A 22,581-nucleotide genomic window follows, 5' to 3' on the forward strand; every position below is an offset into this window, starting at 1 on the left:
TCCATTTAGTTTCCGTGAACAGCTTTATTATAAAAATCAATCAGTTTATTTGCCTCTATGCGTACATCAAAATGATGTTTACCAATCTCCTGTTCCATATTTACACGCGCATATTCTATGCACTTATCCATAATCAAATCTGCCCAAACACGAGCCGGCTTTTCAATGGCTTCATAATGGCTATAGTCCGAGATACACGTTTCTTTGGATACTCTATCTAAGGATGCTATGCATTTCAACGCTGCAGCCTGCGCCTCCACCATCACCAACCCAAATCCCTCGCTAAAAGAAGGGAACAGCAATACATCCATTGCCATCAGCATGTGATTTACATCCGTTCTGGTACCCAAAAACTTCACATCATCTGCTATAGATAGCGCTTTTACTTTGGCTTCTATCGCCGATCGCATTTCGCCATCACCTACCAGGAGTAAGATCACATTATCTTTCCTATCATTTAGTGCTTTAAAAACATCCAACAGGTAAGGGATATTCTTGAGCGCGGTCAATCGACCAACAAAACCGACCACGTATTTCTTCTCGATTTGCAGATCCTGTCGAACGGTGTTTCTGACTGCAGGATCAAAGATGTATTCCGCGGGGTTAATGGCGTTGGCTATCACCGTAGCATGCTTTACGTATTTCGAACCGAATAATTTCGAAATCGCCAATTTGCTGCATCCTACCCGGTGGGTCACGACCCGGTTAAGCAACCATTGTAGGATTTTATTTTTCCATCCTTTATTATCTATCGCCAAATGGGTGTGTGCTATGCGTACTTTGGTTCCGGCAAGCATCGCCGTACCCAGATAAACGGCGGAGACCAGCTCTACATGCGAATGCACGGCATCATATTTTTCGGTACGGATCAATCTTCTCAGATACGGTAAACGCTTCGTAATTTTCTCCGGCATGAAAAAAACCTTCATGCCTAACGCTTCAAAAATCTGTTGATACCGCTGTGTATAAGATGTTTCAATAGCTACGACATGAAACATGACATTCCCGTGCGACATATGCGTATAGTAGTTGTGCAACAAGCTACTGATACCGCCTACATCGGCTCTTGTCATGATATGTAATACCTTTATCTTATCCACCTTTACCTTATTTAGCTATATGCCTGATAATAACTTGTATTCTTTGCCAACAAATATGCCTTTTGATCCGGCTGCATAAACGGACACGCTGCTATCAACGGAGCCAGATCTATATGGATAGGTTCGTTATCATACGGCAGATTTTCTATCGGACTTTCCCGCTCAAAGAGGTTGATTCTTTCTCCAGGCGCTTTGCCGACAGACAGCAAATAATCGGTAAACTTAAACTCGCCTCCGGCAACACCATCGGATAGCTTAACCGTACAGACAGGGATACCGTAAGCTTGCGCCAATATCAATCCATGCAGTGAACTGGTCACAATTTTCCGGCAGGATTTCAGCTGCTTTACAAAAAGCTCATAGTTATCGCTGATCATAATATTGATCACCAGTATATTTTTATTTCCACGATAGTGGTCGACCCATTGGGCATCCCAATCCACATAATGCGGGATAATGCCGTATTCATACACCGGTTCGATTTCCGGATGATAAATCAACGGTAACAATAAAGCCGGATCTCCGTAGCATGCGGGGCAAGCGATACCATTTGCTTGATAAACCGCTCTCGACAAGGGTCCTCTCACGGCCAGCACCCGGCTGGGTTTGACAAAATCTTTTGTTTTAAACTCCTCTCTGATAAAGCCGGCACCCCAGACGATGGTCTGCGGACGTGACCATTGGCATACACTGCCGATAATGGCATAAGAGGTCGCGTTCTTTTGTGGGGTTTGTTTCAAAAAACGGGAAGGGAAAACATCTTTTCCGGAGAGGTATTTTGCCAGGACGATATTCAAGGCATCGCCGAAGTTCTTGCTTTCCGGAAAGCCATCTACAAAAATAGGATCCACGAGCGACCGGAGCTGCTTGTTGTTTCTGTATCGCTCTACAAAAGGTTTTACTATTTTCTTCATTTTTTGCAACATACCTCTTCGCTTTCTACCATTTTGAATTAATCACACGCGCCGGAATCCCTACAACCGTGACACCCGGCTCTAAAACAGATTTGGTGACAATGGTACCGGCACCGATTTTCACGCCGTCCGCTATCGTAATATCGCCTAATATTTGTGCGCCTTGCCCGATGTCTACACTATTCCCTATTTGGGGCGGTATATCCGGAAATCCGCCCTTACTGCCGATACAGCAATTGCCGTGCAGCGTACAGTTTCTCCCGATTTTAGCTCCGGGATGTACGATAACTGACCCGTAATGGTACAATTTCAGCCCCGCGCCAAAATTGCCGGCGTGGATAAAAAAGCCTAACCTGCTACCAAGCATATTCTTCCTGCGTTGATAATAGTACTTTAGCAGTTTACAGGGTTTGACGATCGTATAATATTCCTCACTGCGCAAATATTTAATATACGTGCGGATATAATATTGCTCTGACTTCAGGAACCGCTCTATCCAATATTTCTTCGAGAAAAAGGATGGATATGTATATCCGTCTATCGTTATATATTTTTTATAAGTCGTCATACCCAAAACCTTTTAACATCCGTAAACAATTTCGCCCAACAGACTTTTCTTTGTAAGCGCACCTAATTTGTACATCATATCCACCAGCAATCTATCTCCGGAGGTAAGTTTTATAAGAGGCAGATGCGCCAACGGTTTTTTCAGCTGTGTTAAAGCATAATTGATGGCATAATTGTCCCAACCGAAATATTCCTGTATAAATAGTGCACTATCTTCACTCTTTTTAAGATAAGCGTTCATCCCTGCCGCTCTGCTGGCTATCTGCTGCGCTAGGTTCAACATGAGATATGCCGGTCTTTCAACCTTTTGCTTCACAATATCATAGTCCGCTCTTTGCCTTAGCTCTTCGTAATACTGATATCCTATATCTTTTATCTTTCCAAATTCATCCGCCCAGGCTTTCATAAATGCTGTTTTCGGCGGACTTGCCAAAAACCATGTTTCAACAACTGGGTTTGCCCTATCGATCGTGCTCCGCTCGCGGTAATAGGCAATGAGATCATACTTTTGTAACGCAGAAAGTTCCTCCAGCCAAGCCAGATTTTCCTTCAGAATAACCGTTGCATCCAACCATATACCTCCATATTGATATAAAAGTTCCAAACGGATAATATCCGCCTTATGCGCAATTTTTAATTTTTGCTTAAACGATATTTCGGGTAGATAATCTTTCACGGTAACTTGATTCAGTATCCTAAAATCATAACCCGGCAATATTTTTTTATTGTGCGCTATAATTCTTTGGATAAAAAAGGGTATTTGCTGTTCATGCCAGTATATCCATATAAGCTTCGGTATCTCTTCTCTATCGGTATCATCCGTCCCCTTTTCCACCATCTGCACCTCCTCCTTTTTATCGTATATTTTCGGAAGTCGTATATTTTTGAATCTATAATAGATTATACACTTTATCATCTGGAGAAAAGTCAACACTGCCGTTTGTTTTTTTTCTTTACTGTTCTTCATCACACACATTAATTTTTTCCAAATCTCTTCCTTAAATCCTCTACGCAGACAGCAAAGCGAATATGATTTTGCTCAAATAACCCATAAAATAGCTTCCGCAGAGGATTCTTCGTCTTTATGTGCTTCCAATAATGATCTAGTTCGTACGATTTGAGTGTCTTCAATGCTTCTATGCGATCACCGCGTTTACTGTTATTGTGTAAACTCGTCATGAAGAACATGCTTAGCTGTATAACTTTGTTCCGAAGGCGTATCATTTTTTCCCGATCGATACGTAAATTGGCATAAAAGCTATCGTTGAGCACTTCCATTACCTTAATCAACGCATTACCGGCAACAGTCATATCTTTTTGATACACGCTATTCCCCAAAGACGTCTCCACCTGACGATAATAATATCTTCGTTTACCAGAAAAATAAATGCCTCTGGTTGCATGTTTCATATATTGTAAGTTAAAAACGAGGTCTTCACAGAATTCAAGTGAAGTATCAAAAGTCAACCCGTGCTCTTGAATGATCTGTGCCCTATATATCTTCGGGAAAGGCCCGGTATGCCCGGTCAACAGCATTTCCATCCACTTGGTCATATCTTCCTTTGAACATTTAGTATTGTCATACGATTCTGCAAGCCTCGACCCATCGTTATACACCCGTTCGAAACCTTGATCTACCAAATCAACATCATAGCGTTCTAGTTCGTCCATTAGCCCCTGCACATAATCTGCAGCCATCCAATCGTCTGCATCACAAAAAACAATATATTCACCTCTAGCTTCCTTCAACCCTACGTTCCGGGTGCTACTAACTCCTTCATTTTTTTTATGAAAAACCTTAATTCGGTCATCTTTTTGGGCGTATTCATCGCATATATCACCAGACCGATCTTTTGACCCATCATTAATCAGCAAAAGCTCAAAGTTCTGATAGTGTTGTGCTGAAACACTTTCAATACATTTTTGCAATGTTTCTCCTGCATTAAATACAGGTACAATAACAGAAACTTTAACGTCTACCCCCATTAGTTAAAAATAATAATGCTATACATGCTCATTTATAAACCCACCGTTTCCATAAACAAAAAGGATTTCTCCATTTCCTGTTGAAGGATCGCATCTGTTTTTTTCCAATCTATTGGCTTGTTATATAAATCAATCGCGCTTTTATTGTCAAAGACGAGTCTATCTTCTAATTCAAACACCCGTAGCAACGTGTTGAACCGACTCATCCCTCGATCTTTATTTCCATACACCATAAACGGCTTATGAAAAAGAATAGCGAACACGCAACCGTGAAAGGAATCGGTGAAGATAAATTCTGCTTGCATAAACTCCTTCAACCATTGTTCAATAGATTTCTTCGTTTCATTTTTTATATCGGATTTATCGCAGGTAGCCAGTCCCAGTTCAACAAGCTGTACATTCGCCATAGCCTGCAATCTCTCTACAATTGCCCGTTTCTCCGCACTCATATCCAGGATGTAGGTCGTTAACTGCCCTTTTTTTGTACTTGTCTTCTGTCCGATCAGTTTCTCATAAGCTTCTCTATTCAAAAGCATGGTGGGATCTAACAGACGAACAGCATCCACGCTGAAATTCTCCCGACACATCTTAACACCTTCGTCTTCCCGCACGGATATCGCATTAAACTGCTGCAACAACAAGGCACATTGTTTGGTTTGCTGATCACTGAACTCCCAATGCTCCACGCCAAATGAAGGAGCATATGCCATTTTTTTTATGTGCCAACTTTGTGCAAAAGACAAAAACGTGTCTTCGATATGGTTATAATATAGGGGACGCCATATTTGATCACTTCCTACTATTAAACAGTCAAACCTTTTATCTTTTAAGTTCTCAAACTTGTTAAGGACTAGTCTGGGAACATTATTTCTTACAAATCTTCTGATCTCCGTCGTCCTACGCCGCACATCATACGTCTTCCGGTATATACGATTGATGTCTTTATTTAACCATAAGCTGACTAACTGACGAAGCAACCGATGTGTATACCACCAACCATAAAACCGACGGGCCGACCAATACATCATAGTACCCTGACTGTCTTCTTCTATATGGAACACGTCATGCCCTCTTGCGATTAAAGCTTCACGCAGGGCATAGGCTTGTAAAATGCCACCATAATTGTCGTTCAACGGTAACGTTAATATCGCTATCTTCATGGTGCAACTCGTTGTACTTTATTTTTTAACCTTCTGATTTTATGATACAGGGCGGTATAACGCTGTAGTTTTTTTAACGGATCTTGCATAGCTTCATCAAAACGCCATATATTTCTTTCTTTTTTCCAATACGCTATGCTCAATGTTCTTACTTTCATCCGCATCTTCTGCACCCATCTAAACTCAAAAGGGATTTGTTCCTTATCATAGCGCTTCGGTGGAATCACCCTATCGTTTTTATCCGCAAGAGCAATGCGATATTTCATACCACGATGCCGATGATTGTATCCACCTTGCTGACTTTGAATGAACTGCTCTTCCGTTAGATGGTCTAGTGTCAAATCTCCCATTGCAAGTCCATCTTGCAGGAGCTTATCTGCCAAAGCACTTCGGGTTATAATAACATTCGTTCCTTTTCCATCCTGTTCATAAGGATTTATCCAAGCGTCACCCAATGTAATATCTGCCAGTTCGGCTGCCACATCATCACAGAAATCGCAGGCATTATTTTTAAAAAAACCTGTTCCCCACATATCACCTACTTTCGCCATCTTGATTTGATAAAGCTTTGCATTTTCATCTTCACAGGAATACGAATAGTTCAACGCATTGCTGTCATAATCTTTCACTCTAAACGCAGGCTTAAAGAATAAGGCAGGGTTTGCGCCGGCTTTTGCCGCCAGATATTCCGAAAAAAAACGACTTTTCATTCCACCACATATAATACCGATCAAGAATGCAATTTTATCTTTCATTTCCGGATGGTAATATTGATGCAAACGGACCGCTTTTATAAAACAAGGGATACCTGCAATGGCTACTTTCCCTTCCATATCAGACAGTTGCTTTAGCACTTCTGCCATAGAGACCGGGAAATACTTCGTCTTCGACCCTTTCAGTACGTCTTCTTTCTGTGTAATTATACTGTACGTATAGGGTTTTCCTTCTTCACTGCTTTCCGTTACAGAGAAAACAGCATCAACAATATGATTTTCTAAAAGCTTATAGGTGATGTAAGTTCCCAACCCACCGGAAGACGACGTCAGTCTAAACTGTTCGGCATGCCCGGCATACATATTGTAGTACCGCCCTATTTTATTATACCGCTTAGGGGATTGGCTTAGAAAAATAGCAGCAAGTTCATCTTCTGTGCGTACCGCATTATCCGGAAAAGGGTTAAAAGGGCATACGGACAAGCTGCTTTCAGGCAGACTCTTGGCGTTCCCGAAATCGGGCACCAAAAAACCGTTCGTATTCCATTTCATTTCGATATTTTCCTTCATATCGGGCTGAGCTATACATGCACCACATCCCACACACATCTCGTTTGATACGATTTCGTTTAGAATCGGTAGCGATTGAAAGACTTTTTTTTCTGTAAGCTCCATTATTATCCTCCCCTTGGCAAAAAGCGTTTAACTTGTTCAACAATCAGTGCTTTTTCATTTGGATTGACACCAAACAACCAAATTAACACCGGTGTCGTAATTAACACAGCCAACCCAACTCCCAAAAAACGCCAAACGCTTTCGTCCAGATTTAGATAAATCAGGGCGGGAAAAACTGGTGTTAACAACAAAACGATCAGCACTTTTAAAATAACCTGATTTATATATTCCCTACCGCTTAAATGAATCATAGGTTTTATCAATACCACTCGGATATAATGCCCGATACACACCATGACTAAATGCACCACAAACACCGTATAAGGCGGAAAACCCAACTTTAAAAAAACATAAGCAACGGGAACAATCATCAACAAGAATGTTCCCAAAACAGATTGATACTTTCTGATCTTTCCGGTGGCTTTGGCGGATGTAATCAACGGATTCGCCAAGCATTCTACCAGCGAAATCAACAGAATAATCCGTAAAAACATAACCGTATGTTCCGGTACGATCTTTAGCCACCAAACTAACAGCTGGTGCGCTTCAAAAAAGACCGGCAAGGCAATCAGCAAGAAAAAGAAAAAAGAAAATTTAGAACCGGCATAGATTAGTTTGTGCATATACCCGTAATCTTTCGCCGCGCAACTTTTCATCAATTGTGGTGTGGTAGCAGCCTGAAAACTCCCAACAAAACGGTTAACGACCTGCTGCGCCTGTACGGCAATGCTCCGAGCCGCATTTAATGCAGGTCCGAAAAAGATATTCAACAGCACATTAATACCTTGCGAAAACATCATAGCCGACGAATCGCCGAATAAGCTCCAACCGGCAAAGGAAGACATTTCCTTTACGTGTTTTCTATCCCAGACCAGTCCTGTACGTGACTCCTTAAAATGCCGGAAGCAATATTGCCAATAAATGAACTGCATCAGCACTTGAACCCCTAATAACAAAATCGCGTAAAGTTTCAGCTTATCCATCGCAAAAAATGGCAGAGAAAGCACAACGCCTAAACGCAGGAATAAATCAACCAGGGAGAAAAACGCATATATGCCCATGCGTTCATAAGCACCGATCATCGCATTATAGGGTACGTTGATAATGGAAAAAAAAACCGTAACAAGGGTACAATGAAATACCCAGGTCGCTGCGTCCATACGGGCTTCGGGAATCTGCATCTTATGATATAAAAACCATAAGCCCACGGGTTCCGCCAGTAACACAACCAACAGTCCTAACAGCACATGAATAGACAAAGCGGTGCCAAAAACACGTTTAAGGTCGTCCAAATCGCCTTTCCCTAAGGCAACGGTAATAAACCGGATCGTGGTATTGGACATTGACATGTTCAGTACACTGAACATACCAACAAGCCCTCCTACTACACCATAGATACCATAGTCTTCTACCCCCAGTTCATTTAGTATTAAACGGGAAATATAGAAGCCGATGAACATAGCCACAAGCATCCGGGCATATAGCGTCAGGCTATTTTTTGCAATTCGTTTTGTTCTGTCTGTGTTTTCCAATGTTTCTTATCTTAAGGGCGTATGCTATACACCCCTACATTAAAACTCCTCTTCTAACATTCTTCGCAAACCTTCCTCCATTGTATAAGGGGGCTGAAATCCCGATGCCATCGCTTTGCTAGAAGAAAATTGTGTTGTGGCGCAGAATTTCTTTATCCGCACCGAACTGATGTTCAATTTTTTGCGTGTTATAGATGCCAAAACATCAAACCCATAACCTCCCATCATCCCCAACCAATACGGAATACGAACAGTCGGGATTTTCTTTCTCAATATCTGCCCGGTGTGACGCACCAGATCATTTGTCGTGAAATCCGGTTTATCCACATAATTATATACTTCATATCCCTCCTGCCGCTTCTCTGCAATCAAGAAGTGTATAAAGGCAACAATATTACCGATGTACGACATCGATTTTTTATTGTTCCCTCTGCCAATCATCATGAACCGGCCACCGGCAATCTGTTTCAACAGGTTGTAGACGTTACCTCGGTTGCCTTCACCAAAAATGACGGTAGGACGGATGATATTGATATTCCAATCGGGATGGTTTCGATACCAAACGTGCAATACCTGCTCCGCCTGCCACTTACTTCTTCCATAATGGTTAAACGGCTCAATAGCAGAAGACTCATTGGGATTATCCCGATCCAATCCGTATACCGCCACCGAACTGGTAAAAACCAATCTTTTTATACCGTTGGCATCCATCGCTTTTAAGGTATTGCGCATACCTTCTACGTTGATGTCGTAGTAGAGTGAAAACGGACTAACATCATCACGATGCTCCGCCGCCAACAAGACCACCACATCGCCACCTTTGGAATGATGGGCCAGCGTCTGCCAATCCATAACATTCCCGATACGTGTCCGTTGCGGATATTTCTCGCTGTTGTTTTTATCGATGTTCAGCACGTCGATTCCGGGTATTTCCAATAACCTGTCGATTAAATGGGTACCTACAAATCCGGAACCTCCGATGAGGACTATTTTCATGTAGATTTTTGTTTCAATTCTTGTATAGGCAAATCGAATTCGCCAACATGCAATATGAAATATTAGGGCGTATGTAATACCCCCCTATGCTTTCTTTCTGCACTTTTTCTGTATATTTCAATAGACGCCGTTAATTGCGTTTCTATTTTTTGTTTTTTAATATTACGTTGTTCAGCTCTATCGAACACATAGTTGAAGCCTAACCACAAGCCTATGTCGCAGAGGATAACAATATTATTGCTGATCAGCTCCACCATGAGGATATTGAATAAGCAAAAAAATAGCACCAAACCTAAGATAGACAACATGGCTACGCGGTGCGACATGCCCATCCGCAGGAATTTATGGTGCAAATGATTACGGTCTGGCTTGAAAACAGGTTTCCCTTTTCGCCAACGTACAAACATCACCCGGGCGACATCCATAACAGGGATAATAAGTGTTGAAAAGGCAACAACAATAGCACCATCCGAAAAAGGTTTGATATAGGTATTGTTCATGGCAAAACTAATCGCCAAGAACGCTATCGAATATCCTAAGGTCGTACTTCCTGTATCGCCCATAAAGATCCTACGGTTTCGACCAGTAGCACCAAATACGTTGAAATAGAAAAAGGGGATTAATAAACCTACCGTGATAAACGCAAACAGTGCATGCCACCAAGCTCCATAGTACATAAATAAAGATCCTAGCACCAAACAACTCGTCCCCACGACACCAGAACAGAGTCCGTCTAATCCGTCAACAAGGTTGACAGCATTAATAATTAGAACAACGACAAACATCGTTAGTGGCATTCCTATCCATGGCGGAAGCGAAACGATAAGTCCGACACCATATAGGTCATTGATCCATAAGCCGGAAAGTGGGAAAAACGCAGCAACAAAAATCTGAACAACAAATTTCCATTTATAACTTACACCAATCATATCATCGGCAAGACCGACCATAAAAAGCATTCCCAAACCGCATAGCAACATCATGAAACTTGGCAGGAGAGCCCAAGATTCCACTTGCATGTCCATATTCGCTATTTTAATGACAAAAACCAGCGATACTATAAACAGAAAACACTGTATGGGAACAAAAGCAACACCTCCCAAACGCGGGACGTTATTATGATGCATCTTACGCGAATTAATCGGATCGAAAAGCCGTTTTTTATAAGTAACCAGCATAATGATAGGGAGCATCCCCCTGCTCAACAGCATGGCAAGTAAAAAACAACCAGATATGAGTAAGATATACATGTTGGTTAATTATTATTGTAGGGGCGTAACTTACGCCCCTATGATAGTTATTACTCCCCGATAACGATAACTGCACGGCTTACGCGTGGGTCATTATAGTACATATTTTCTACGCCACCTTTATGTTCGGTACGTAAACGTGATGGATCAACACCAAATTCTTCTACCAATACTTTTTTGATAGCTGCGGCACGGTTACGGCTCAACAGTTCGTTGCGAGCAGCGGATCCAGTGCCTTTATCGGCATAACCGGTAATGGTATATACCACATCCGGACTACCTCTTTTGATCGTCTCTGCAAAGAATCCAAGATTTACGCGCGCTTCGTTACGAACCTCCCAAGTGTCTATCTTGAACGTCACGAGAATAGGAGCCGCCAAGATTCTGTCTTTAAATTGAATATCGGTGATGACTTCTCCTTTCGCATCCGCCAGTTGACGTCTCAGCGCATCGTTGTCGTCTGCTAATTTTCTGACACGGTCACGTAGCTCGTTCAACAAAGACTCATCATAGCTTGCCTCGATAATCGTTGTTTCTGGTTTATCCCAATCGCGTTTGTTAAATCTGTAAGCAAGACCAAGTGATGCCGTGAGCGAGCCGTCCTGACGACGGCGACCTGGATCACCGTCAAAGCGGTCGTGCACCATCGCGCCGCGAACATCCAGGGTTAAATGCAATGGTTTCGCCAAACGGAATGTGTTGTAGAGACCGATGTTCATGCTCACCTCGTGTTGTCTGGGCTCATCTGTCACGACCATATAGCCTAAACCGGCGTACGGACTGATGTTGTAAAAACGTTCTTTATAGCCACTGAAAAGATTGGTCAGGTTGAAAAGCGCATCTCCATAGACGTGAAATGATTTAAACTCCTCGTGTGATAACCAATAGCCGTATCCGGATTTCCCTTCGTAAGGCTCACCGGTCGAATAGAGACCGCTTTGGGTTACCCCTGTGATTTTTCCGAAGCTACCGCCAACACGGGCACCGAATCCCGGACTGAACCATTTGCCCAGATAACCGTTAAAAGTAGGGGTAAGGCGTTCACCAAACTTCATCTGCTTGTCGTGGTCGCCAAAGAAAATCTGCGCTCCGGCACCAATACCGAAAAAAACGTTGTCACCAAAACGGTTGGTAACGACTTTATAACGGTCAGTGGATACAGTAACCGTTGTATCGCGTGTTACAGGCAGGGATTGCGCGTTTCCAGCACTTGCGCCGCCCAAAGCGAAAAGAGATAAAATAATAAAGTTCTTCATCTATTATGATGTCTTTTTATATTGATTTTATTAATTGATAATTACTATTTTCTAGAAAAGGAACGCATTAACACACTCCCTTTTTATTTTTATTCTTCAATTATGGGTTTACTGGCAAACCGGTCTCACAATCTACAATCTGTTTACCTCCTACAAAGGCTTTCATTTCTGTAAGGCCAATAAGGTTTTGAGATACCGTTACCACATTTTTAGTAACCCCGTCAGAATGCCATGTGATGTTATTAAATGCTACCGGTGTTACGCCATCTCCATCATCGCCACCTACAGTGCCAAATAACTCCATCGGGAATAATGGACCTTCACTGACTTTGCTACCTTCCATCGTAACATTACCTTCCGGGCTGATAATCAAGCGGAGAATTGGAGCGGCTTCTGTTCCTTCTAAATTATATATTTCAGGGTGTGCACCACCAGACGCACCATGCCAAGTTCCGTCAGTAAATCTTGCAGTACGACGTGCTCCAGAGTTATTCTGAAAATCTATCTCATCATTTGCCAACGGTACGCCGTTGATGATCATATTAAAAGAGTTGTCTAACTTGGTGATATCCAATACCACACCTCCGTTAGCAGTCGGTGAGAATTCAAATGTTTCCGAAATACTCCCATTGGTACTAGTTATCGGCCCCATATCAAATTCTTCTTTTTCGACATCGATCATACATCTTCCTCTATTTAGCCGCAGGCGCAGCTCATATTTAACACCCGGAGTAATCACGATATCGTTAAAAATAATCTCTTTACGGACTAGATCACTCAGTCCGTTGGGAGTCATACCTTGTACAGTAACGTAAGGAATACGGAAGTCGGCTGCAGTTGTCGCACCATGTACCAACACACTCGGTGTACTGGTAGCCACCGTAACACCCCCGCTCGGGATTGTTGAGAAATTGATTGCCTTATCTTCAGCAGTTCCCGGATAAATCATGGATCCGTCTGATAGATTTATCGTAGCGCGGTTGCCTGCATTTGTACTATGGGAAGCCGATTCAAAATGAGGCTGATATATTTCTTTTATGGAATTACTACCAAGATTTGTCCCGTCAATAACGGTTGTTATTTCAGTCAATTTGTTTACCAAGACAACGTCAACTGTATTTTCGCCAGAATCAATCTGTAATGGCTGTACGAAATGCATGAATTTGTCATGATCTTCAGAAATGGTAACCTTAAAGTCATCTAACGTACTCCCTTCCATATCCGGAATAGCGTCGTTACCGGCAGAATAGGCAATAAGCGTATACGCTCCTGTTCCTAAATTCAGGCCTGTTCCCTCACCACCTGCACCATTATAGCCCAGGTCAATTTCCGTAAAAGTATGTGGCGTTCCTTGCACAGTATAATCTTTCTGATATTCCAATAAACCATTTTTGAAAAGCAACAAACGGTATTGGGTACCTATTTCCAAAGAGGTTTTAACTTCGGTAGCTGCTGCTTTTAGTCCCCCACCGGCTGATTGCTTTAAAGGAACTTTCGGGTACTCAGTTTCTGGTATAAGCTCAGCAACAATATTAAGGTCATCACCGAGTGAAACGACTTGTGTTTGGGTCTGTAGACCTTTGGAAACAGACATTTTAGAACCAGAAACAAAAGATTTGTTATTATTTTTGATCTGTAAATCATCTTTTACAATCCCACGTGTCAGGTTGACCTTCAATTTGACGCCATCGTAAGTTCCATAAACGCCATTTTCTTTATTACATGATGCTGTAACAAATAGCATCAAGAATAAACACGATATTATATTTGTAGAATTTATTTTCATTGTCTTCATTTTTGGATTTACTTTAGATTAAAAAAGATCGATTTCAATGTCTTTGATGATATCGTCTTCTACCTTCCAACTTTCTTGCACCTCCTCGTCGGTTTCTTTAAGCGTTATCGATCCCGCCGCGATATTGCTTTCCAACTCCACGAGAATCGACCCCATTGTGGGTGCGATGTAATTAAGTTTCCCATTTTCTGTTCTACTCCCACCATGCGATTCTGTAATATTGGGTGGCAGTATGTTGTTTTGCTCTTCCATTTTGTTGTTTTGGTTTTGCTGATTTAATTAATAATATTTCTTGACTACGATTAATAGTTTGGCTTGTTTGAGCCCGATTAATAACGTGACAAAATTAGCGGCATTGGCGTTCTGTAGAAAGTTTTAGTATAGCCAAAACACCGAAAAGAGACAATTTTATTTTATCCGTTTTCGGTAAAAAGGATAATCGTAAAAAAGATATAAAAAACTAGTAAACAGATAAGTAAGATATCCTACCGTAGATACATCGTAGTCGTTCAGCTACATTACAAAAGAAAGTGGATGTAGGCAAATCTTGTAGATATGTGATACCTTATGTTGTATCTAAGATGTATCCCTTTTTTTTATGGGGTATTGAATAAATGTATTTTTGCAAAATGATTTTGTTTAGTATAATACCAACCTCGGTATAATTTTTCATAGGTAGATTAAACCCGGTATTGCATCCCCTGCCGTACTGGGTTTTTATCACACTCATAAAACACAATCGGGGAAGTTAAAAGTAGCTATGCGGTGTTTATAGAATTCAGAAAGTATGAAACCATTAATGATACGTTATCAAAAAGAGGTAAGAGTCGATGTTGTCCAAGCCATCATAAAAGGCGAACTGTTGTTGGAAGAAGCCATGGAAAAATATGGTATTGTGAGCAAAAAAACCGTTGTTCGTTGGCTAAAAAGACATCAGTACGAAACTTTAATAGAAGAACAAAAAACCTCAACAACGTAAATATTACAATTAATATACTCATCTATTTGGATTTCAATTTAAAACATCCTAATATTAATATATAGCTATGAAGACGCACATTAAAGGGTTAATCTATTTTTGTATTTTTTGCTTATTGATATGTAACGTTGTTTTACGTGCACAGGATTTAGAGGCATATAACGAATTGTACGTAAAAACGTATTTGGAAACATCCCAAAAGGATTTTCCAAAAGCCCTTCAGATTGCCGACTCATTATACTCCATATCACGAACCCCTTTATTACAGATTCGAAGCTTGATGCTTACGGCTTCCCTGTACCAACAACGAGCAGAAACGATAAAGTCCATTGAATACGCGCTGAAAGCAGAAAAAATCGTTAATGATACTGATGAGATGAACTGGAAGGCTCGTGTTTATGGTTTCTTAGCGACACAATATAGAATAGCAAGATTGTTTACGCCGGCAAAAGAGTATATAGGAAAAGCATCTGCTATAGCTGAACAAATAAAAAGCCCACAAATAGCTAATACAACCAAAGGGCTGATTAATCAAGAGATGGCTCATAACGAGATGGCAAATAAGCGATATACACAGGCGATAGCCTACGTTCAACAGTCAGAACAATATTTCGAAAGCACCAAGGAAAATCGGGACTTCTTTAAAATGGAGAATGAGCAGTTATTGGGACTTAATTATTACTTATTAGCGGATTATGACAAATCAATAGAACACTATCAAAATGCTTTGCGTATAAGCCTTAACGCTCCCGAAAATTACGTTACCGCTTTAATTCATAATGGCTTGGCGAATATACATCTTAATAGAGATAATATTTTGAATGCCAAAAAGCATTTAGACAGTGCACAACGCATCGCAGATAAATCTTATTATCTGCAACTGAAGAAAGAAGTGAACGAAACGGCATACCGATTTTATGTAACAACTAATAAAATGAATAAGGCATTGTCTATCAAAAAATTACAAGATTCTATTGTAGCCGAAATTTATAAGCAATCGGCTGATTTCGTGGATAATTCTTATACGAGTTTAGGTCTTGAAAGGGAAGACCAGCAACGACAGTCTAAGAGTAAAACAGCCTTTCTCATCATGGGGTTATTGGTAGTGCTCCCCATTACGCTTTACTTTATCTTACCACAGTTTAGACAGAAGCAGAAACTAATCAAGAAAAATGTGGTAGACAAAAAAGTCGAAAGTCCACAATTTCCTTTACCCGATAACACCGAAGAGGAAAGCAATAAAGACGAGCCGTCAGAAATTGAAAATGAGCCTTCACCTACCGCGGTCGTAATTTCAGATCAAATTGTCAACAAGATTATGAACCGATTGGAAGAGTTTGAAGATAAACATCTTTATGTTAAAAGGGACATCTCTCTTTCATACCTAGCTATTTATTGTGATACCAATGCGAAGTACCTTTCCTCTGTTATCAACTCGCAAAAGAAAAAGGACTTCTATAATTATATAAACGAGCTTCGAGTCAATTACATTGTAAAAAGATTGACAAGCGATCCCTATTATCGAAGATTGAAAATAGCAGCTCTAACCAACGAAGCTGGTTTCTCTTCACAGAGCAAATTTGCACAAAATTTTAAAAAGGTAACAGGAATGTCTCCCTCAGAGTTTATAAGATCTATACCGGAAGAGCCGGAGGAGTAATTATCTACTTATCAAAACCGATCAATCCATTTATAAAGATCCTCTTCTGGAGGAATACGAAACGACTTCCGAAGCCGACTTTTCTTCGTCTGCACACTGCGCACAGCCATATGGTTATAATTGGCTATGTCTTTAGTGGTAAATCCTAATTTCAAAAGGGCGCAAAATTTAAATTCCTCTCTGGTTATCCCAGGATTCTCTTCGTGCAACTTCTCATAAAAATCTGGAAAGATCTGTTTAAACATCGGTAAGAAGGCCATGTCATCATCTTTTGCCAACTTCACAACATATGCCGGAGATTTCAATGTAGCAGCGGGTTTCGGTTGTTCTGAATACTCGTCATTCAGCAATCCAATATCACCGCGTAAAGCTTGATGATACAGATTTTGGATTTTTTTGTTCTTCAACATAATAAAATAACCATTAACGGCTAATAGTAGCATTGCTTGAATAAAGGTCGTTTGCGGACTTTTATGAAAATACACTTGACTCTCTTCAACGCCATCGAACCATTCCAAATCAAATAGCTGGACTATATAGAATAGCACAAAAACCCACAAAAACACGAAGATATTATAAAGACTATTTTTTTCATTAAAAATGAATAAAGCAGCAAACAGAATGGCAAAATAATAAGGAGCTATCCCATTATGAAAACCTGCCGTAGAACAAAAATAGAATACCATTAATGTCGCTCCTACTAGTGTCGAAGCAGCAATCTTTGTGCTAAAATATACTCTTGTATACCAAGATAATAGAAATAACACGCATCCTACGACAAGCAAAATTAAGAAATTGAGATGGCGTCCCAAGCATAAATTCCGAAATGCATCTATAACAAAAATCAGCGAAATCAAAAAAGCATATTGGTTCATCAAACGAACACGAACGGCTTGCAATTTATCCATTTCTTCAACAATATGCCTATTGGATATAGCATGCCAATATGCCTTAAGTAACATTATATTCATAATCTGCACTAAAAATTAGTTTATTTCTCCTCAACATGGAATCATTGCCGGAAATGATCCAGTAAGCGAATTTAGAGAATATCAATAACTCTTTGAACAGATAGATGAGGTTAAAAAAAACATGTAGCGTTTAAACTACATGTTTAACACAATTTTCCAATGTAACGACTACCCCCTCTATCTTCCTCCGTTTTGAACTTTCATTTAAGATATAAACTTAGCCGCAACAATATTTAACATGGTCTCAAAACAATCGCAATTGCGGGTTATTTAACTTCTCCAAGTCAGTATCGTAAAAATTAGAGATCGTTATACCCAAGAGCCTTACCCGTTTATCTTTCATGTTCGCATTGCTGAAGAGGTCGGTTATCTGCTGGAAAATATCTTCCGCAGTATTCAAGTAGAACATACTTGTTTTACTTCTAGTTATCTGCGTAAAGTTTGCAAACTTTATTTTCAGGGTAACCGTCCGCCCCTGTTTTGCCTTCCCTTCTAATCTTTTTTCTAGTTTCTCACATAGGACCCTCAACTCTTTCAGCATTTCTTGTTCTTCTTTGAGATCCGTTTCAAACGTATCCTCTATACCAATTGATTTGACGATGCGATTGGGTTTTACAGGTCTGTTATCCTCACCCCGAACCATGTGGAAGAAAAATTTTCCCGATTTTCCAAAGTGACGGGTCAGCTCGCTCTCTGTAAATCCTTTCAAGTCCTTCCCTGTATGTATCCCTATACTTTTCATTTTTTGAGCCGTTACTTTACCAACGCCAAAAAACTTCTCGATGGGAAGCTGCTCTAGAAAAAGAACAATTTTGGAAGGTCCGATAAATGTCAGTCCATCCGGTTTCTGATAATCCGATGCAATTTTGGCAATAAACTTGTTTGTGGACACACCAGCCGACGCAGTGAGCCCCAGTTCATCATGAATGGCCGCTTTGATCGCCTTCGCGATTTCAATAGCCGACCCTATCCCCTGTTTGTCTTCGGTCACGTCTAGATAAGCTTCGTCCAGCGAAAGCGGTTCGATTAAATCAGTATACCGCTTAAAAATTGCCCGGATTTGATGGGAAACTTCTCTATATACGTCAAATCGAGGGCGAGTAAATAATAAGTGTGGGCAACGCTGTAAAGCTTGTCGGGAAGACATAGCCGAGCGTACGCCAAACTTCCGGGCTTCGTAACTCGCCGTAGCCACGACTCCCCTACCATCCGGCGAACCGCCCACTGCAAGCGCTTTGCCTCGCAGTTCCGGAAAATCACGCTGCTCCACCGACGCATAAAATGCGTCCATGTCAATATGAATTATTTTTCGCGTCTTTTCGCTCACCATTTTCTCCAATTATCTTATCTGTACTAGAACTGTACCGCCCCTTCCTTAACAGTAAAGGTCGCATCCAAATGTTTTACAACCGCATGAACTCATTCTTGTACTATCCTCCATGTAAAACATTTGAAGCGACGATTTATGAATTCATGTTTATTTTAGCATTCATGAGCTCCCGTTGCTCGGTTTTGCGCGTCTTTTTCTAAAAAAGACACAAATAGAAAATTCCTATTTCTTTCCAAAATTAAAATGAAATTTCGTATCTGGAAACAGTGCAAAGTAAAACCAAGAAATATTATCTTTGGCATTTTGCTACGTATTAGAAATTACTTTATAACCATACGCATGAACATCAAAATTGGATTACTGCTGGTGACCGTAGGTTGCCTCTTACTTTCCCTTCAAAGCCAGGCTCAAGAACGAGACGATCGAGCCACCATTTTAAATTTCAAAGGGATACAATATATGAGCGACGATTCCCTGTTCTATACAAATTTTAGATTTCGTATGCAAAACAGACTCGGCTATAGTGATATAATGGATAACGACGATAACGGTAAGTTCGATGCGCGCATCCGTCGTTTGCGGCTACGTATGGACGGCTACATCTATACGCCAAAGATTTCCTACTCCATTCAATTAGCATTTACCCGGGGCGATCAAGATTTTGATGATACGGGCATCGCCAATATAGTACGAGACGCAGTGGTTTTCTATAACTTTACAGATGATTTTTATATTTCCTTTGGACAAAATAAATTGCCGGGTAACCGACAGCGCGTCAATTCTTCCGGTCAATTGCAGTTTGCCGACCGATCATTGGTTAACGGTAATTACACGTTGGATCGCGATTTTGGGGTTTCGTTTAACCTAAGCAAGAAAATAGGCGATATGCCTATCAATGCAAAAGCAGCGATTTCGACCGGTGAAGGACGTCCAGCTTTGGGCACCGATGACGGACTAGCTTATACCGGGCGCGTAGAGTTTTTACCTTTGGGCAATTTCACAAACGATGGGGATTACTCGGAGGGAGACCTTGAGCGCGAGGAAACGCCTAAACTTTCCATTGGAGGCGGGTACAGCTACAACGATCGTACAACAAGGGAAGGCGGCCAGCTTGGCCGATATGTGAAAAATCCTTTCACACTCAAAACATCTTTTGCAGACGCTATTTTTAAATATCAGGGCTTCGCCTATCAAGCAGAATACATGCGGCGAGATGTCGATAACCCATTTAACATCGTCGATGACCAATTCAATCAAGTAGACGGACCAGAAGAAGAATTAGCCTACGCACAAAAGGGATGGGGCCTGAATCAACAAGCCTCCTATTTACTCGAAAAGGGATACGAAATAGCTACCCGTTACACCTATATAAAGCCGCATCAGCAGTTGCGAAATTATGAGGATCAGTTAGACGTGATTGAATTAGGACTAACGAAATATGTGAAAGCACATCGGTTGAAATTTCAGCTTAACGCAAATTATACCGTTCCAAATGGAGATTTTGGTAATAATAACAGTAAGAACTCCTGGGGTGGAACTTTCCAAATTGAATTAGGGATATAAATGACGTATCTTTGATATGGTGAAACATAACGCAGTATACGATGAAATATTACCTTATTGCCGGCGAGACTTCGGGAGATCTACATGGCGCTAATCTGATCAACGCATTAAAAAAAGAAGATGCAGAGGCCAGTTTCCATATCGTAGGTGGAGATCAAATGCGCGAGGCATCTGGACAAACGCCGTTGATACATACGTCCGAAATGGCGTTCATGGGATTTGTGGAGGTTATCAGAAATCTCGGAAAAATCAGGAAGAATCTTAAGCTGGTAAAAGAGGATATTACCAAAGAAAATCCAGACACTTTAATCTTAATAGATTTCCCCGGATTTAACCTCAAGATCGCAGAATTTGCCAAAAAGCGTGGTATCCGCGTTTGTTACTACATCTCCCCAAAAATCTGGGCGTGGAACCAAGGTCGAGTACATAAGATCAAAAGAGTTGTCGACCATATGTTCTGTATACTTCCTTTTGAGGTCAATTTCTATAAAAAATACAATTATGCCGTAGATTACGTCGGCAATCCCTTGTTGGACGCGATAAGTCAATATACATTCAATGCCGCCTTCAAAGAAGACAATGGGCTCAATGAGCGGCCTATTATTGCGCTGCTACCGGGCAGCCGAAAAATGGAGATCGAAAAGCTGTTGCCGGTTATGGTCGATTTGTATTATCTTTTTCCAGCACACCAACTTGTCATTGCGGGCGCTCCCAATTTTGATGAAGAATACTACCAGCAATACATTGGTGATTTACCTATAAAAGTTGTTTTCCAACAAACATACGATCTCCTCAACCATGCGGAAGCTGCCGTGGTAACCAGCGGTACCGCTACACTGGAAACAGGTATCTTAAAAGTACCGCAGGTCGTTGTTTATAAAGCCAACAAACTCACCGTGTTTTTAGCTCGTCGTTTGGTAAAAGTTGAATTCATTTCGCTAGTCAATCTGATCAATGGTTTCTTATCCGTTCGGGAATTTATCCAAGAAGAATGTGATACCCGTACTATTGCTGACGAACTTGGTGAACTGATCACTAATAAAGAACATCGCGCCAGTGTAATGGAGAATTATGACATACTCGCGGAGAAACTTGGTTCGCCGGGAGCATCAGAAAAAGCAGCAAAACTTATTGTTCAATATTCATCTGGCGAAACAAACTAAACTATTTGCCCTTTTGTTATTCTAATATAACGTACGCAAATAGTAGAAGTCATGAAACTAACGCACACATTAAGTATAATCTTCCTCTTCTTAGGGGCTTCCTTCCTATCATTAGGATATGCCCAAGAGGAACATATTGCCAGATTAGAACTGGGCAAAAAGAAAAAGAAAACCTTTAACAGTCGGGATTCCTCTGCGGTCATCTATATTGATACACTGATCATGAAAGACAGGTCATCTTTGCAGTTTTACGGAAAAAAAAATGTTAAACTGGTTGTAAAACATGCGGAAATAGGAAAAGGTGCATTTATTAGCGGTATAGGTGGACGAAATAATGCTTCGGACTTCGATATCGATATCAACCTTAAAAAATTAGGTTCGCTCTATGTGATTGCCCGTGGTCAAGATGCCATGAATGGGACGAAGACCGATCCAAACGGCGATGGTGGTCAAGTGAATTTCAAATACGATCCAAGCGGGATTACACCACAGTCAGAAGATAAAAAACAACCGAACTACGTATACATTGATGTATCCGCCGGCGGTCGGGCAATTAATCCCGTTTCTGATTTAAATCAGATATATTCACGTATTGCTACCTCAGCACCGGGGCTTCGAGGCCTGCCCCAAGGACAAGTGTACTCTGGTTCTCCGGGTAAAGAAGGAAAAGCTGTTATCGAAAAAAAATAACATTTTTTGTCGCTCAAGCCGCGACTTGGCTTTTCCACTTTTGACCGCAAAAGTGGAGCAAAACTCGTCACTTCGGAAATTTGACAGGAAGGGATGGTACTAAGGATGAGGTTGTACAGTTGTCAAATTTCCGGATGTGACGTTTTCGTGTTAAGGAGGGTACATGCAATTGTATTATCCCTTATTACCCTCTTAATGCCACATCAAAAATTTTGAAATATGTAGGGATATTATGGATGCATTATCCAATTATTCAAAATTTTTCAGTGGCGATTTTTTGC

Annotated in this window: 20 protein-coding genes; 5 read left to right on the top strand and 15 right to left on the bottom strand. The window is 40.9% G+C overall.

Translation table 11 applies throughout. The annotated features are described in order from the left end of the window. Positions 1 to 5: 5 nt before the first annotated feature. The 13 genes from G5B43_RS02200 to G5B43_RS02260 all read right to left on the bottom strand — a co-directional run bounded on the left by G5B43_RS02200 (position 6) and on the right by G5B43_RS02260 (position 14,196). Entirely contained in the window at positions 6 to 1,100 is a 1,095-nt protein-coding gene (locus G5B43_RS02200) for a glycosyltransferase (protein ID WP_165293068.1), read from the bottom strand. 11 nt (positions 1,101 to 1,111) lie between these two features. After that, positions 1,112 to 2,014, bottom strand: a complete 903-nt coding sequence (locus G5B43_RS02205) for a polysaccharide pyruvyl transferase family protein (protein WP_165293069.1) — start codon at positions 2,012 to 2,014, stop codon at positions 1,112 to 1,114. Between the two features lie 25 nt (positions 2,015 to 2,039). Continuing rightward, the gene (locus G5B43_RS02210) at positions 2,040 to 2,582 is read right to left on the bottom strand and encodes a serine O-acetyltransferase (protein WP_165293070.1); all 543 of its coding nucleotides are present in this window, start codon (positions 2,580 to 2,582) and stop codon (positions 2,040 to 2,042) included. A gap of 12 nt (positions 2,583 to 2,594) precedes the next feature. Then, positions 2,595 to 3,548 carry a glycosyltransferase family 32 protein gene (locus tag G5B43_RS02215; RefSeq protein ID WP_165293071.1) on the bottom strand — a complete coding sequence of 318 codons (954 nt, stop codon included), beginning with the start codon at positions 3,546 to 3,548 and terminating at the stop codon, positions 2,595 to 2,597. Positions 3,549 to 3,556: 8 nt separating this feature from the next. Further along, complete coding sequence (locus G5B43_RS02220) at positions 3,557 to 4,567, bottom strand: glycosyltransferase family 2 protein (protein WP_165293072.1); 1,011 nt, start codon at positions 4,565 to 4,567, stop codon at positions 3,557 to 3,559. Between the two features lie 32 nt (positions 4,568 to 4,599). Continuing rightward, a complete protein-coding gene (locus G5B43_RS02225; RefSeq protein ID WP_165293073.1) occupies positions 4,600 to 5,727 on the bottom strand; it encodes a polysaccharide pyruvyl transferase family protein in 1,128 nt (375 codons plus the stop codon). Then, on the bottom strand, positions 5,724 to 7,115 hold the full coding sequence (locus tag G5B43_RS02230) for a Coenzyme F420 hydrogenase/dehydrogenase, beta subunit C-terminal domain (RefSeq protein ID WP_165293074.1): 1,392 nt from the start codon (positions 7,113 to 7,115) through the stop codon (positions 5,724 to 5,726). Before G5B43_RS02230 ends, G5B43_RS02225 begins: the two co-directional genes overlap by 4 nt. A gap of 2 nt (positions 7,116 to 7,117) precedes the next feature. After that, complete coding sequence (locus tag G5B43_RS02235) at positions 7,118 to 8,647, bottom strand: lipopolysaccharide biosynthesis protein (protein WP_165293075.1); 1,530 nt, start codon at positions 8,645 to 8,647, stop codon at positions 7,118 to 7,120. Positions 8,648 to 8,686: 39 nt separating this feature from the next. Beyond that, positions 8,687 to 9,643 (bottom strand): NAD-dependent epimerase/dehydratase family protein, encoded by a 957-nt coding sequence (locus G5B43_RS02240; protein ID WP_165293076.1) that lies wholly within the window; start codon positions 9,641 to 9,643, stop codon positions 8,687 to 8,689. A 62-nt stretch (positions 9,644 to 9,705) separates the two neighbouring features. Continuing rightward, positions 9,706 to 10,893: an MraY family glycosyltransferase gene (locus G5B43_RS02245; RefSeq protein WP_165293077.1), complete on the bottom strand. Its 1,188-nt coding sequence runs from the start codon at positions 10,891 to 10,893 to the stop codon at positions 9,706 to 9,708. 50 nt (positions 10,894 to 10,943) lie between these two features. Continuing rightward, positions 10,944 to 12,149, bottom strand: coding sequence for an OmpA family protein (locus tag G5B43_RS02250; RefSeq protein ID WP_165293078.1), 1,206 nt, complete (start codon positions 12,147 to 12,149; stop codon positions 10,944 to 10,946). Between the two features lie 100 nt (positions 12,150 to 12,249). After that, a complete protein-coding gene (locus G5B43_RS02255; protein WP_165293079.1) occupies positions 12,250 to 13,893 on the bottom strand; it encodes a hypothetical protein in 1,644 nt (547 codons plus the stop codon). A gap of 69 nt (positions 13,894 to 13,962) precedes the next feature. Next, entirely contained in the window at positions 13,963 to 14,196 is a 234-nt protein-coding gene (locus G5B43_RS02260; protein ID WP_165293080.1) for a hypothetical protein, read from the bottom strand. A gap of 535 nt (positions 14,197 to 14,731) precedes the next feature. Here G5B43_RS02260 and G5B43_RS02265 point away from each other — a divergent pair. Both G5B43_RS02265 and G5B43_RS02270 read left to right on the top strand, forming a co-directional pair. After that, complete coding sequence (locus tag G5B43_RS02265; protein ID WP_165293081.1) at positions 14,732 to 14,923, top strand: helix-turn-helix domain-containing protein; 192 nt, start codon at positions 14,732 to 14,734, stop codon at positions 14,921 to 14,923. A 67-nt stretch (positions 14,924 to 14,990) separates the two neighbouring features. Beyond that, the gene (locus G5B43_RS02270; protein ID WP_165293082.1) at positions 14,991 to 16,583 is read left to right on the top strand and encodes a helix-turn-helix domain-containing protein; all 1,593 of its coding nucleotides are present in this window, start codon (positions 14,991 to 14,993) and stop codon (positions 16,581 to 16,583) included. An 11-nt stretch (positions 16,584 to 16,594) separates the two neighbouring features. On the opposite strand, the gene G5B43_RS02275 is transcribed toward G5B43_RS02270, so the two are convergent. Both G5B43_RS02275 and dinB read right to left on the bottom strand, forming a co-directional pair. Next, the gene (locus G5B43_RS02275) at positions 16,595 to 17,545 is read right to left on the bottom strand and encodes a helix-turn-helix transcriptional regulator (RefSeq protein WP_165293083.1); all 951 of its coding nucleotides are present in this window, start codon (positions 17,543 to 17,545) and stop codon (positions 16,595 to 16,597) included. A 253-nt stretch (positions 17,546 to 17,798) separates the two neighbouring features. Beyond that, a complete protein-coding gene (gene dinB / locus G5B43_RS02280; RefSeq protein ID WP_240904693.1) occupies positions 17,799 to 18,845 on the bottom strand; it encodes a DNA polymerase IV in 1,047 nt (348 codons plus the stop codon). A 378-nt stretch (positions 18,846 to 19,223) separates the two neighbouring features. On the opposite strand from dinB, the gene G5B43_RS02285 reads away from it, so the two are divergent. From G5B43_RS02285 to G5B43_RS02295, 3 genes are read left to right on the top strand one after another with little or no spacing between them, the layout of a single operon-like run. Beyond that, a complete protein-coding gene (locus G5B43_RS02285; protein ID WP_165293085.1) occupies positions 19,224 to 20,447 on the top strand; it encodes a porin in 1,224 nt (407 codons plus the stop codon). 41 nt (positions 20,448 to 20,488) lie between these two features. After that, positions 20,489 to 21,610 (top strand): lipid-A-disaccharide synthase, encoded by a 1,122-nt coding sequence (gene lpxB / locus G5B43_RS02290; protein ID WP_165293086.1) that lies wholly within the window; start codon positions 20,489 to 20,491, stop codon positions 21,608 to 21,610. A gap of 51 nt (positions 21,611 to 21,661) precedes the next feature. Next, complete coding sequence (locus G5B43_RS02295; protein WP_165293087.1) at positions 21,662 to 22,300, top strand: hypothetical protein; 639 nt, start codon at positions 21,662 to 21,664, stop codon at positions 22,298 to 22,300. Positions 22,301 to 22,581 lie beyond the last annotated feature (281 nt).

This window comes from Sphingobacterium sp. SGR-19 (assembly GCF_011043555.1).
Taxonomy (GTDB): domain Bacteria; phylum Bacteroidota; class Bacteroidia; order Sphingobacteriales; family Sphingobacteriaceae; genus Sphingobacterium.